Source organism: Microbacterium sp. UFMG61 (assembly GCF_015354505.1).
In the GTDB taxonomy this organism is placed as follows: domain Bacteria; phylum Actinomycetota; class Actinomycetes; order Actinomycetales; family Microbacteriaceae; genus Microbacterium.
The window spans coordinates 44,377-56,882 of the sequence record NZ_JACAFP010000011.1 but is presented as its reverse complement, the minus strand read 5'-3'; the positions used below and the strand labels follow the sequence as shown (position 1 = coordinate 56,882).

Here is a 12,506-nt window from a genome sequence, read left to right as displayed (position 1 = left end):
CTGAGCCCTCCTCGTGTGTGTCCGCACGTGGGGCGGAGAACTCGCCGTGGGGCGGAGAGATGCAGCGGCTGCGTCCGCCCGAGACCGCGAACTCCGCCCGACCGGGTGCCAGGCCGGGGCCGGGTCGGGGTCGAGCCCGGTGCCGGGCCGGGGTCGAGCCGGGGTCTTCCCTCAGCTGGGCAGTGGCCCCGTCGAGGAGCGAACTGTGAGATGCGCCGAGATGTGGTCGATGCGGTCGGAGCGGTCCCGCGTCGAGAACCGGCCGATGAGCATGTCGACGGCGGCACGGCCCGCGCTCTCGCCGGGAGAGGTGACCGTGGTCAGTGGCGGGTGCGAGAACGACGAGCCGAAGATGTCGTCGCAGCCCACGACGCTGAGATCGTCGGGCACCGAGACGCCCAGTTGGCGGAAGCGGTCGAGTGCGCCGATGGCCAGGACATCGTTGAAGAAGATGCAGGCCGTGGCGCGGGTGAGGGCGACCGCGTCGGCGGCGGCCGCTCCGTTCGCGAGCGTCGGCTGATAGCGGCCGACGGTGACGAGATCGACGTCGCGTTCGCTCGCCGCCGTCGTGATCGCATCGAACCGCGTGCGGTCGGTCCACGATCCGTGCGGCCCGCGCACGTAGGCGATGCGCGTGTGCCCGAGCGAGTTCAGGTAATGCACCGCCTGACCGAGACCTGCCGGGGTGTCGATCACCACTCCCGAGAGGCCGGGCGCCTCACGGTTGATCATCACGGTCGGTGCGATCTGGGCGACGGCGCGCAGCGCGTCATCGTCGATGCGGGGCGACGACACGACGATGCCGTCGACCGTGCGCGCCATCTCGCGCAGCCACTGCTCCTCCATGGGCAGCGACTCCTCGGTGCTGACCAGCAGGTGCAGGTAGCTCGCGGCGCGGATCTGCGCCTGCGCGCCGCGCGTGACGTCGAGGTTGAACGGGTTGGTGAGGTTCGGCAGCACCAGAGCGATGGTCCCGCGTGCGATCCTGCTCTCCGTCGCGGGAAGGAGTGCCGAGCTGTATCCCATCTCCTGGGCCTTGCTGGTGATGCGCTCATACATCTCGGCACTGACCCTGTTCGGGTTCGAGAGGGCGCGCGACACCGTCGACGGTGCGACGCCGCAGGCCTCGGCGATCTCGGTGAGGGTGACGCGTCGCTGCACCCGGCGGGCTGGTACGACCATGGGACATCTCCTCGGTGCGGCGATCGGTGCGTCTTCGATGGTACCCGAGAGCGTGCGAAGTGAACGATCGATATGGCACGAAATTTGCCACATGTCGGCGAGCAAGTCCACGTACTTCTGGGAATTCTGAGCGCCATGTGGCACAGAAGCGGCATTAACCCGCATCCCTCGATGCCATTCGTCCTAGCCTGATCCCACAGCGGAATCGACGACGAGAGGAGCTGGCGATGGCCCGGAGGATCGACCTGGTCGCGGACCTCGGTGAGGGGTTCGGACCGTGGCGCATGGGCGATGACGCCGCGTTGCTCGACGTGCTCACCTCGGCGAACATCGCCTGCGGCTTCCACGCCGGTGACCCGCAGATCATGGACGAGACGGTGCGCGCATGCGTGCAGCGAGGCGTGGGCATCGGCGCCCACCCGTCCTTCCCCGACCTGCAGGGCTTCGGACGCCGCGACATGGGGCTGACGGCCGACGAGGTGCGCACCGACGTGCTCTACCAGTTCGGCGCGCTGCAGGCGATCGCCGCGTTCCACAACACGAAGGTCTCGCACGTCGCTCCGCACGGCAGACTCGGCAATCTGGTCGCGGTCCGCGAGGACTACGCGGATGCCGTCGCCACCGCCGCCCGCCGCATCGACCCCGACCTCATCGTCCTGGCACAGGACGGGATGCTGGCGGATGCCGCCCGCGCCGCCGGACTCCGCGTCGGCATCGTCGGCATCGCCGACCGGGCGTACGAAGACGACGGCACACTGGTGCGCCGCACCGAGCCCGGAGCCGTGATCCACGACGGCGACGAGATCCGCCGCCGCACCGTGCGGATGGTCGTCGACGGCGTGATCGAGAGCCGCAACGGCGTGCTCATCCCGGTCGCCTGCGACACCGTGCTGGTGCACGGCGACACCGACGGCGCGGTCGCTCTGGCCGCAGAGATCCGTGCCGGCCTCGAGGAGGCCGACGTCGAGATCGCCCCGCTCGCGGACTGGCTGGAGTAGGCGACCGTCATGGCACCGGCATCCGTCGTCATCTCGCCCAGCGGCACCGCCGCAGTACGCGTCGCGAGTGCCCTGTCCGACCGCGAGGCCGGGTGGCGGCTCGTGCATCACCTTGCGCGCTTCGTCGACGAGGCCCGCGTGCCCGGTGTGGTGTGTGCGATCCCCACCTACGACGCCGTGCTGATCGAGGTGGATCCCGCCGAGGTGTCGCTCGCGCGACTCGGCGACTACCTCGCGCAGGTGGTCGAAGGGCTCGACCACGACCGACCGCTCACCGCGACGCCTCGCACCTTCGACGTGCCGGTGCTGTACGACGTCGACGGCGAACTCGACCTGCCGACCGTCGCGGAGGCGCAGGGTCTGAGCGTGCAGGAGATCGTGCGTCTGCACAGCGAGCCGACCTACGTCGTGCGATGCCTGGGTGCTCCGGGAGGGTCTCCGATGCTCGACGGGCCGCCCTTTCCGCATCCCGTGCCGCGACTGGCGAGTCCCCGCGCGCACGTGCCTCAGGGGGTCGTGTCGGTCGCCGGACGTCAGGCGACCATCACACCCGCCGCGGCGCCCGGCGGGTGGCCGCTGATCGGCCGCACGCCCCTCGTGGTGCTGGACCTCGCGGCTGAGCCGTTCGTGCCGTACGAGCCGGGCGACCTGGTGCGCTTCCGATCGATCGATCGCGACGAGTACGAGTCGCTCCTCAGCACGAGGATGGTCGCGCGATGACCGCCGGAGCGGCGCCCACCGGAGCATCGGCCGCCGGTGTGCTGACGGTCGTCGAGGCCGGGTCGACGCAGATCACGGACCTCGGCCGCACACGCGGCCCGCGCTACGGCGTTCCGGTGAACGGTGCGCTGGACCAGCGGTCGGCGCGTGTCGCCAACATCCTGGTCGGTAATCCCGACGGTGCGCCGCTGCTCGAACTCACGGCACTCGACCTGGAGTTCGTGGCCGACGTCGACACTCTCATCGCGGTGGCGGGGGCCGACGGGCATCTCACGGTAGATGGGGTGGGCAGGCCGTCGAACGAGCCGGTCTCGGTGCGTGCAGGAGAGACCGTCGCGCTGCGGCAGCTGCAGGGGGGACTCAGGGCCTACCTCGCGGTGCGCGGCTCATTCGAGGTGCCGCTGCTGCTCGGCAGTTGTGCGCCGGACTCGGTGCTCGGCTTCGGAGGGCGACTCGTCGCGGGATCCGAGATCGCCCTGCGCAGCGCCACCGCGCCCATCTTCAACGACCACTTCGCGGCCGAGCTCTACAGCCTCGATGTGCCCCGTGTCGCACACGGGTTCATCGTCGACGTCACCGACGGGCCCGACATCGAGGACTTCGCCGACACGGCCGCGCGCCTCTTCGAGCAGCCCTACCTCGTCACGCCCACCAGCAACCACATCGGACTCCGTATGACGGGTCCGCTGCCCGAACGGCGTACGACGGGCGAGGTGCTCTCGCGCGGTGTGCCGGTGGGAGCCGTCGAGGTCCCGCCCGGCGATGAGCTGCTGGTGCTGCACCGGGGCCGCGGAGTGACCGCCGGCTATCCGGTGCTCGCGGTCGTGACCTCGGGCTCGCTCGACGTGCTCGCTCAGGTGCGCCCGGGGCAACGACTGCGCTTCCGCCCCGTGTCCGCAGTCGAGGCCGCAGCACGTGCCCGGGCAGAGCTCGTCGAACTCGACACCCTGCGTCATCGCGTGCGATCGGTCTTCGCGGCCCTCGACGCGCTCTCCACCCCACCCACCGGAAGGACCCTGCCATGACATTCTCCGACTACCGAGTCGCCGTCGTCACCGGCGCGACCAGCGGCGTCGGCCGCGGCGCGATCGACCTCTTCCTCTCGAAGGGGCTCGCGGTGCACGCGGTCGCCCGAGACGAGTCGCGTCTCGCGGAGCTGGCCGCGAAGGGCGCGATCCCGCATGCGCTGGACGTGCGCGACACGGATGCTCTGACCCGCGAGCTCAGGGGCATCGAGGCCGACATCGTGCTGAACAGCGCCGGAGTCAGCCGCGCCGGGAACATCCTCGATGCCTCCGCCGAGGATCTCGACGACCTCGTCGAGGTGAACCTCACCGCGGTCATGCAGATCCTGCGACTCCTCTACCCCGGAATGGTCGAGCGCGACCGGGGCCACGTGCTCAACATCTCGTCGATCGCGGGGCACTACAACTTCTTCGGTCACACCGCCTACCACGCCACGAAGGCGGCGGTGCATCAGCTGTCGCGGCAGCTGCGCAACGACGCGCTCGGCAAGCGGGTGCGGGTGACCGAGCTCAGCCCCGGGCGCATCGAGACCGAGATCTTCTCGCGAAACCTCGGCGGCACGCCCGAGACGGATGCCGAGGCCTGGGCGACGTACTACGAGGGCTTCGAATCGCTCACGGTCGACGACGTCGTGTCGGCGATCGAGTTCGCGGTGGACGCGCCCGCTCACGTCAACATCGGGCTCATCGAGCTCATGCCCACCTTCCAGGTGCCCGGAGGACTCACCTTCGATCGCCGTGACGCCGCCCTCGAGACGACCGCCGCCTCGACAGTCGGCTCCTCGACAGCAGAGTAAGGACACATCATGGTTCACGTCACCACCAAGATCGAGCGTGCCGCCGCCGCCGACATCGCACGCCTGGGCGAGTTCACCGCCGCGACGATCCACGAGGCCCAGGGCCGGCGCGGAGCACTGGACTCGAACATCAAGCCCATCGACCGTGACATGTCGTTCGTGGGGTCGGCGTTCACGGTCGTCTGCGCGCCCCGCGACAACCTCATGCTGCAGGTCGCGATCCACTATGCGCAGCCCGGCGACGTGCTGATCGTCTCGGCCGGCGCGTTCGCCGAGGCCGGCATGTTCGGCGACGTGCTCGGCAACGCCTGCAAGGCCAAGGGGATCGCCGCGCTCGTGACCGACGCCGGTGTGCGCGACACTCAGGAGCTCCGCGAGCTCGGACTCCCGGTGTTCTCGGGCAGCGTGTCGATCAAGGGCACGGTCAAGGAGACCCTCGGGGCGCTCAACCAGCAGGTCGTGTTCGCGGGAGAGGTGATCCGCCCCGGCGACGTCATCAAGGGCGACGCCGACGGCGTGGTCGTGGTGCGCCGCGAAGAGGTCGCCGAGGCCGCGGAGTTGTCGGCGGCGCGCGACGCGCACGAGGCTCAGCTCATCACCCAGTACTGGGCCGGGGGCACCACCATCGAGCTGTGCAACCTCACCGAGGTGCTGAAGGCGAAGGGCCTGACCTCCGACATCGAGGACGCGTCATGAGCATCACGGCGACCGACGGGCTCGTCTCGTCGTTCCGTGCGGCGGAACGGTTGCGGCGCATCGCGCCGTCTCCGAGCACCGCGGCGGCGGCCCGCGTGCGGGAGTTGAAGGATCACGGCCGCCGCATCCTCGATCTCACGGTCGGCGAGCCCGACTTCGACACCCCCGAGCACATCAAGCGGGCCGCGATCGCCGCGATCGAGGCGGGCGAGACGAAGTACACGCCGGTGAACGGCACCCCGCGACTGCGGCAGGCCGTTCGCGGTGCGCTGCTGCGCACTCACGGCATCGAGTACTCCGACGCCGAGCTCACGGTCGGCGGGGGCGGCAAGCAGGTCATCTTCCTCGCTCTCATGGCGACTCTGGATGCCGGCGATGAGGTGCTCATCCCCGCGCCGTACTGGGTCTCGTACCCCGACATGGTGCGGGCGAACGAAGGCACCCCGGTGATCGTCGAGACGTCGGTCGAGGCCGGGTACAAGCTCACAGCCCAGGAACTGGAGGCCGCGATCACCGATCGCACGACGTGGCTGATCCTGAACAGCCCCGGCAACCCGAGCGGCGCGATCCACACGGAGCAGGAGCTCGAGGCGCTCGCCGAGGTGCTGCGCCGGCATCCGGGCGTCTCGGTGCTGTCCGACGAGATCTACAGCGAGATCTCCTTCACCGGTGCGCCGGCGCCGAGCCTCGCAGCCGTCGCGCCCGACCTGCGGCACCGAGTGCTCGTCGTCTCGGGGGTCTCGAAGTCATACGCGATGACCGGCTGGCGGCTGGGCTACGCGGCAGGCAGCCCCGACCTGATCCGGGCGATCAACACGCTGCAGTCGCAGACCTCGTCGTGCCCCTCGTCGATCAGCCAGGCCGCCGCGGCCGCGGCGCTCGAGGGGCCGCAGGACTTCATCGCCGAGTCGGTGCCGATGTATCGCGCGCGTCGCGACGCCGCGGTGACGGGGCTGCAGGCGATCGACGGACTGACGCCGCTCGTGCCCGACGGCGCGTTCTATCTCTACGTCGACTGCGCAGGGCTCATCGGCAGGCACACGACTGACGGACGGGTGCTCGAGAACGACCAGGACGTGACGCTGTACCTGCTCGATCACGCGGGAGTCGCCGTCATCCAGGGATCCGCGTACGGACGCTCGCCGTTCTTCCGCATCTCCTTCGCGACCGACATCGACACCATCACCGCCGCGGTCGCCGAGGTGGCGGCTGCCGTCGAGGCGCTGCAGTGAGCGCCCGCCTGCGCGTGGCCGTGGCCGCGCCGCTCGCGCCGGAGCTCTGCGAGCTGATCACGAGCCGGGAACCGCGCATCGACCTCGTCGTCGATCAGTCGCTGCTGCCGCCGATGCGGCATCCTGCGGACTTCTCGGGCGAGCCCTCGTTCCGCCGGTCCGCTGCGCAGCAGGAGGCCTATGAGCGGATGCTCGATTCCGCCGATGCGCTGTACGGCATCCCCGATGTCGACCCGGCAGCCCTCGCGCGCACGCTCCGGGCGAACCCGTCGCTGCGCTGGGTGCACACGATGGCGGCCGGCGGTGGCGGTCAGGTGCGCGCGGCCCGGCTCACCGAGGCCGAGCTCGAGCGTGTCGTGTTCTCGACCTCCGCCGGCGTGCACGGCGACGCGCTCGCCGAGTTCGCGGTGTTCGGCGTCTTCGCGGGCGCGAAGCACCTGCCGCGCCTCGAGCAGCAGCAGCGGGATCGCGAGTGGAGCGGCCGCTGGCTGATGTCGCAGGTGTCGGACCTGACGGTGCTGGTGCTCGGGCTCGGCGGGATCGGGACCTCCGTCGCTCAGAAGCTGTCGGCGCTCGGTGCGACCGTGATCGGCACATCGCGGAGCGGAGCATCCGTTCCCGGCGTCAGTCGAACCGTGCACCCCGACGACATCGCGTCGGTGCTGCCCGAGGTCTCGGCCGTCGTCACGACGCTGCCGGGGACGGATGCCACGCATCACCTCGTCGGCAGTGAGGTCTTCGCCGTGCTCCGGCCCGGGGCCACGCTGGTGAATGTCGGGCGCGGCACGGTCGTCGACGAGTCTGCGCTGCTCGAGGCGCTCGACGACGGCACCGTCGGCTTCGCGGCGCTGGACGTGTTCGAGGTCGAGCCGCTCCCCGCGGAGAGTCCGCTGTGGGCGCATCCCCGTGTGCTGGTGAGCCCGCACACCGCGGCCCTCGACGCCCGTGAGGATCGCCGCATCGCCGAGCTGTTCGCCGACAACGCCACCCGGCTGCTCGACGGGGTGCCGCTGCGCAACGTCGTCGACACCGTCGAGTTCTACTGACCGTCCACTGATCAGCAACGGAGAGATCATGACCAACCCGTTCGACCTCACCGGTCGCCGCGCCCTCGTCACAGGGTCGAGCCGCGGCATCGGCCTCGCGATCGCACGGTCGCTCCTCGAGAGCGGCGCCCACGTCGTCATCCACGGCCGCGCTGCCGCGGGGGTCGCCGCTGCTGCGGCGCCGCTCGCGGACGAGTTCGGCGCCGATGCGGTGTCTACGTCAGCGTTCGACGTGACCGACGAGGCGTCGGTCGTCGACGGCATCCGGGGCATCGAGGCCATCGGGCCGATCGACATCCTCGTGAACAACGCCGGTCTGCAGCACCGGGAGCCGATGCTCGAGGTGAGTCTCGAGAACTGGGAGCGTGTGATCCGCACCGATCTGACGAGCGCTTTCCTCGTGGGGAGGACTGCGGCGCGTGCGATGGTCGAGCGGGGGAGTGGCGCGATCGTCAACATCTGCTCCGTGCAGACCGACCTCGCCCGCCCGACCATCGGCGCGTACACGGCCGCCAAGGGCGGCCTGCGCAATCTCACCAAGGCGATGACCGCTGAGTGGGCGGGAAGCGGAGTGCGGGTGAACGGTGTGGCACCGGGGTACATCCGCACCGAGCTCACGCAGGCGCTCGTCGACGATCCGGACTTCAACGCCTGGGTCCTCGGTCGCACGCCCGTCGGGCGGTGGGGAGAACCCGAGGACATCGGCGGTGCGGTGGTGTGGCTCGCGTCGGACGCATCGCGCTTCGTGACGGGACAGGTCGTGTTCGTCGACGGCGGCATGACGGCGGTCGTCTGATGACCACCGCACCGCACGCGATCGTGATCCACGAGGCCGGTGACCTTCGCATCGACGAGATCGCCGAGCCCGTTCCCGCACCCGACGAGGCTGTCGTCGACGTGGTCTACGGCGGCATCTGCGGCTCGGATCTGCACTACTGGACGCACGGCGCTGCCGGAGAGTCGGTCCTGCGCGCGCCGATGGTGCTCGGACACGAGGTCGTCGGAGTCGTGAGCCGTGCCGCCGCCGACGGCAGCGGTCCGTGGGAGGGCGCACGCGTCGCCGTGCATCCGGCGACACCGGCGAAGGAGTACGTGCGCCACCCGGTCGATCGGCCGAACATCTCAGGTGGCGGGTACCTCGGATCGGCCGCCCGGTTCCCGCATCGAGACGGTGCGTTCGCGCACCGGGTGGCGATGCCGACCCGGATGCTGCGCACTCTGCCGGAGGGCGTCGATCTGAAGGATGCCGCACTCATCGAGCCCGCGAGCGTCGCCTGGCACGCCGTCAATAGGATCGGCGATGTCACAGGCCTGTCGGCGCTGGTCGTCGGCTGCGGGCCCATCGGTCTGTTGACGATCGCGGTGCTCAAGGCCCGTGGGGCGCGGCACATCACGGCAGTGGATCTGCACGACCGCCCGCTCCGTGTCGCGCAGGAACTCGGTGCCGACATCGCGCTGAAGCAGCCCGATGAGGCGGATGTCGCGGCGATCGATGCCGACGTCGTCGTCGAGTCCTCAGGCAGTCATCGGGGCCTCGACACGGCGATCCGTGCGGCGACGCGTGGCGGAGTCGTGGCGATGGTGGGCCTGCTGCCCAGCGGCCCGCAGCCCGTGCAGGTCGCCCTCGCGATCGCGAAGGAACTCGACCTGCTGGGGTCGTTCCGCTTCAACGACGAGATCGACGAGGTGATCGCCGCGCTCGCCGCGGGGGCCCTGCACATCGCGCCCGTGATCAGCCACGTGAAGCCCTGGCGTTCGGCCGCCGCGGCGTTCGAGATCGCGGCGGATGCGACGGAATCGAGCAAGGTCCTCCTGCAGTTCGGTCGTGCACGGTGAGTGCGGCGATCATATCGGGTCCGCTGGTCGTGGTCATGGGAGTGTCCGGGTGCGGAAAGTCGACGACCGGAGCGGCGCTCGCCGATCGGCTGCGCGTTCCCTTCCGAGACGCGGATGATCTGCATCCCGCGGCGAACGTCGAGAAGATGTCTCGTGGTGTCCCGCTCACCGACGACGACCGAGCGCCCTGGCTGGCGATCGTCGGTGAGGAGCTCGCCCGGCATCGCCTCACGGGGCTGGTCGTGGCGTGCTCCGCGCTCAAGGCGTCGTATCGCGACGTGCTGCGACGCCATGCGCCCGACGTGTTCTTCGTGCACCTCGAAGCGACGAAGCAGGTTCTCGCGCAGCGGATGGTCGTGCGGTCCGAGCACTTCATGCCCCTCTCGCTGCTCGACTCGCAACTCGCCACACTCGAGCCCCTCGGCACGGACGAGAGCGGGCTCGTCGTGAGTGCCGCGCAGAGCGTGGATGCCATCACCGGGGTCGCCGAGCGCGCGATCCGTGCGGCTCCTGCACTCACCGGTCGCTGAGCGTCGGTCACCCGATCCGGTCGCCTCAGCCGGAACCTCCCCGGGAACAGACGCAGAACCGCGGACAGGAGCCGACGCTCCCATCCGCGGTTCGTATGCTTCTCGCCGGTGTCAGGCGATCGCAGCGCGCAGCTCCGCAGCGGCCTCGCCGACGTTCGGTGCCGAGTAGATCGCGCTGCCCGCGACCGCGATGCTCGCGCCCGACGACTGCACGGCTGCGATGCTCGAGGCGTTGACGCCGCCGGCGACCGAGAACGGCACTCCCGCCGAGGTGCCGTCGGTCAGCAGGCTGTCGAGGGAGTAGCCCTCCTGCGCCTGCTCATCGAGTCCGGCGTGCATCTCGACGAACTCCGCGCCGAGGGCGATGACCTGCTGAGCGCGCGCGGGCTTGTCGGCCACGCCGATCAGGTCGACGACGATGCCCTTGCCGTGCGTGGTCGCGGCCTTGACGGCACCCGCGATGGTGCTGTCGTCTGCGGCGCCGAGCACGGTGACCAGGTCGGCCCCGGCGCCGAAGGCGATGTCGGCCTCGAGCTCGCCGGCATCCATCGTCTTGAGGTCGGCGAAGATGATCTTGTCGGGGTGCGCGTTCTTGAGGGCGGTGATGGCCGAGAGGCCCTCGCTCTTGATGAGCGGGGTGCCGAGCTCGAGGATGTCGACGTGCGGCGCGGCGGCCGCGGCCAGCTCCAGAGCCTTCTCGGTGCTCAGGGTGTCGATGGCGAACTGCAGCTTCATGGTGTGTTCCGTTCTGGTGAGGGTGTCGATCGGGATCGACGGATCGAGGTGAGTGAGAGGGAAGAGAGGGACGAGGCGCTCACTCGAGATTCGAGTGGCGCTCCCACAGCTCGTCGGCTGACGACCCCCGCCGCTGCCACAGTGAGTGGAAGAGTCCGTCGCCGATCACGACGACGACCTGCTCGAACAGCCCACCGGCGTATTGCGCCGAGGCGGTCGCCGATCGGTCGAGCTTCTGTGCGGCGGGCACGACGACGCAGACATCGGCCAGGGCCGCGAGGGGGGAGTCCTCGGCGGTGGTGACCACACCGATGCGGGCGCCCACGGATTTCGCACGCTGCGCCGCGCGCACGATCGAGTCGGTGGTTCCGGAGCCGCTCGCGGTGATCAGCACGTCGCCGGCGGTGATCGCCGGGGTGGTGACCTCACCGACCAGATGCACGTCGAGGCCCAGGTGCATCAGTCGCATGGTGGTCATCCGCAGGGCGATGCCCGAGCGACCGGCTCCGATCACGAAGACGCGGGGAGCACCGTCGATCAGGTCGGCGAGATCGTCGAGGCTGCGGGCGGATGCGACGCCGGTGCGCTCCGCGGCGCGAAGCACTTCGTTCGCGATGAGGGAGATCGCGGCGCCGGTCGAGATGGTGGCGGAGGTCGTCATCCCTCCACTATCGACCTCCGCGCTCGGCCCCGCGCTCCTGCATCCGAATGGAATCGACTACTCGAACGGGTAGGTCGGATTAGAGTAGGGGGCTATGACCGCGGACGCGACAGCCCCGACCGACACCACGAGCCCGACCGAGACCACGAGCCCGATCGAGACCACGAACCCCACCTCGCGTCGCGTGGCCGCGGATCATGCTCGAGCCCTCGCCGAGCAGCGTGACCGCTACGCTCTGACCCTCGAATCGCTGCTCGCGACCCTGCGCTCCCCGCGCCTCGACGATCGGTCCGCCCGGACCATCGCCGTCGATGTCGCGGCGGGAGCCCTCGTCGGTCTGCGCACGCTGAACGACGAGCTGGGATCCGGGCTCGAACCCGTGACCGGGGCGTTCGAGCGCCTGCAGAGCGACCTGCGTCCGCTCGTGCGTTTCAGCGAGCTCGATGTGCAGTTCGTCGAACCGCCCGCGAACGGGCGCGCCCTGCCCGGCGAGATCGCCCACTCGGCCCGTTCGATCGTGCGCAGCACGGTGCTGGCGATCGTCGACCGCGGCGAGACCCGACGCGTGCGCATCCAGTGGGACTGCGATGGGCTCAACCTGCTCATCGCGATCCGTGATGACGGCAGCGGCGAGCTCACGCCGCACGACGACGTTCTGCGCCCGATCGCCGAGCAGGTGTCATCCCTCACCGGAGACCTGTCGGTCGCATCGACGCCGGGGTGGGGCTCCGAGGTCAGCATCCGACTGCCGCTCGATCCGCCCGCGGAACCCGACGAGCTCCCCGACGCGATCGATGCGAGCCCTCGCGAACGAGATGTGCTTCGCCTCGTCGCGTCCGGCCGACGCAATCGTGAGATCGCCGCGAGCCTGGGTGTGAGCGAGAACACCGTCAAGTTCCACGTCTCCAACCTGCTGCGCAAATCCGGTGCGACCTCGCGCGCCGAGCTCGCGGCCGTGGTTCGCGGCTGACGATCGGTGTGACTACCCGAACGGGTGGGTCGACCCCTCCTGTCGGGCAGATGTCGGTCAGCGCGAGAACGACGCGGA

At 70.0% G+C, this 12,506-nt stretch carries 14 protein-coding genes; 11 read left to right on the top strand and 3 right to left on the bottom strand.

Going from position 1 to position 12,506, the window contains the following annotated elements; all coding sequences use genetic code 11:
• Positions 1–171: 171 nt before the first annotated feature.
• Positions 172–1,182 carry a LacI family DNA-binding transcriptional regulator gene (locus IXW21_RS14180; protein WP_194764907.1) on the bottom strand — a complete coding sequence of 337 codons (1,011 nt, stop codon included), beginning with the start codon at positions 1,180–1,182 and terminating at the stop codon, positions 172–174.
• Positions 1,183–1,409: 227 nt separating this feature from the next.
• On the opposite strand from IXW21_RS14180, the gene IXW21_RS14175 reads away from it, so the two are divergent.
• The 10 genes from IXW21_RS14175 to IXW21_RS14130 are packed head-to-tail and all read left to right on the top strand — an operon-like array spanning position 1,410 to position 10,062.
• Complete coding sequence (locus IXW21_RS14175) at positions 1,410–2,180, top strand: LamB/YcsF family protein (RefSeq protein ID WP_194764906.1); 771 nt, start codon at positions 1,410–1,412, stop codon at positions 2,178–2,180.
• 9 nt (positions 2,181–2,189) lie between these two features.
• Complete coding sequence (locus IXW21_RS14170; RefSeq protein ID WP_194764905.1) at positions 2,190–2,900, top strand: 5-oxoprolinase subunit B family protein; 711 nt, start codon at positions 2,190–2,192, stop codon at positions 2,898–2,900.
• Positions 2,897–3,925 carry a biotin-dependent carboxyltransferase family protein gene (locus tag IXW21_RS14165; RefSeq protein ID WP_194764904.1) on the top strand — a complete coding sequence of 343 codons (1,029 nt, stop codon included), beginning with the start codon at positions 2,897–2,899 and terminating at the stop codon, positions 3,923–3,925. Before IXW21_RS14170 ends, IXW21_RS14165 begins: the two co-directional genes overlap by 4 nt.
• Positions 3,922–4,722: an SDR family oxidoreductase gene (locus tag IXW21_RS14160; RefSeq protein ID WP_194764903.1), complete on the top strand. Its 801-nt coding sequence runs from the start codon at positions 3,922–3,924 to the stop codon at positions 4,720–4,722. Before IXW21_RS14165 ends, IXW21_RS14160 begins: the two co-directional genes overlap by 4 nt.
• Before the next feature lie 9 nt (positions 4,723–4,731).
• Positions 4,732–5,418, top strand: a complete 687-nt coding sequence (locus tag IXW21_RS14155; RefSeq protein WP_194764902.1) for a 4-carboxy-4-hydroxy-2-oxoadipate aldolase/oxaloacetate decarboxylase — start codon at positions 4,732–4,734, stop codon at positions 5,416–5,418.
• Complete coding sequence (locus IXW21_RS14150) at positions 5,415–6,650, top strand: aspartate transaminase (protein WP_194764901.1); 1,236 nt, start codon at positions 5,415–5,417, stop codon at positions 6,648–6,650. Before IXW21_RS14155 ends, IXW21_RS14150 begins: the two co-directional genes overlap by 4 nt.
• A complete protein-coding gene (locus IXW21_RS14145; protein WP_323742263.1) occupies positions 6,647–7,696 on the top strand; it encodes a D-2-hydroxyacid dehydrogenase in 1,050 nt (349 codons plus the stop codon). The genes IXW21_RS14150 and IXW21_RS14145 overlap by 4 nt, the downstream gene beginning before the upstream one ends.
• Positions 7,697–7,724: 28 nt before the next feature.
• Positions 7,725–8,492, top strand: a complete 768-nt coding sequence (locus IXW21_RS14140; RefSeq protein ID WP_194764900.1) for a glucose 1-dehydrogenase — start codon at positions 7,725–7,727, stop codon at positions 8,490–8,492.
• Positions 8,492–9,532 carry a zinc-binding dehydrogenase gene (locus IXW21_RS14135; protein WP_194764899.1) on the top strand — a complete coding sequence of 347 codons (1,041 nt, stop codon included), beginning with the start codon at positions 8,492–8,494 and terminating at the stop codon, positions 9,530–9,532. Before IXW21_RS14140 ends, IXW21_RS14135 begins: the two co-directional genes overlap by 1 nt.
• Positions 9,529–10,062, top strand: coding sequence for a gluconokinase (locus IXW21_RS14130; RefSeq protein ID WP_323742262.1), 534 nt, complete (start codon positions 9,529–9,531; stop codon positions 10,060–10,062). The genes IXW21_RS14135 and IXW21_RS14130 overlap by 4 nt, the downstream gene beginning before the upstream one ends.
• 111 nt (positions 10,063–10,173) lie before the next feature.
• Here the strand turns inward: IXW21_RS14130 and hxlA are convergent, their stop codons facing one another.
• Both hxlA and hxlB read right to left on the bottom strand, forming a co-directional pair.
• Positions 10,174–10,797, bottom strand: a complete 624-nt coding sequence (gene hxlA / locus IXW21_RS14125) for a 3-hexulose-6-phosphate synthase (RefSeq protein ID WP_194764898.1) — start codon at positions 10,795–10,797, stop codon at positions 10,174–10,176.
• Positions 10,798–10,876: 79 nt separating this feature from the next.
• Positions 10,877–11,458, bottom strand: a complete 582-nt coding sequence (gene hxlB / locus IXW21_RS14120) for a 6-phospho-3-hexuloisomerase (RefSeq protein ID WP_194764897.1) — start codon at positions 11,456–11,458, stop codon at positions 10,877–10,879.
• Between the two features lie 94 nt (positions 11,459–11,552).
• Here hxlB and IXW21_RS18450 point away from each other — a divergent pair, with 94 nt between their 5' ends.
• Positions 11,553–12,428 carry a LuxR C-terminal-related transcriptional regulator gene (locus IXW21_RS18450; RefSeq protein WP_194764896.1) on the top strand — a complete coding sequence of 292 codons (876 nt, stop codon included), beginning with the start codon at positions 11,553–11,555 and terminating at the stop codon, positions 12,426–12,428.
• Positions 12,429–12,506 lie beyond the last annotated feature (78 nt).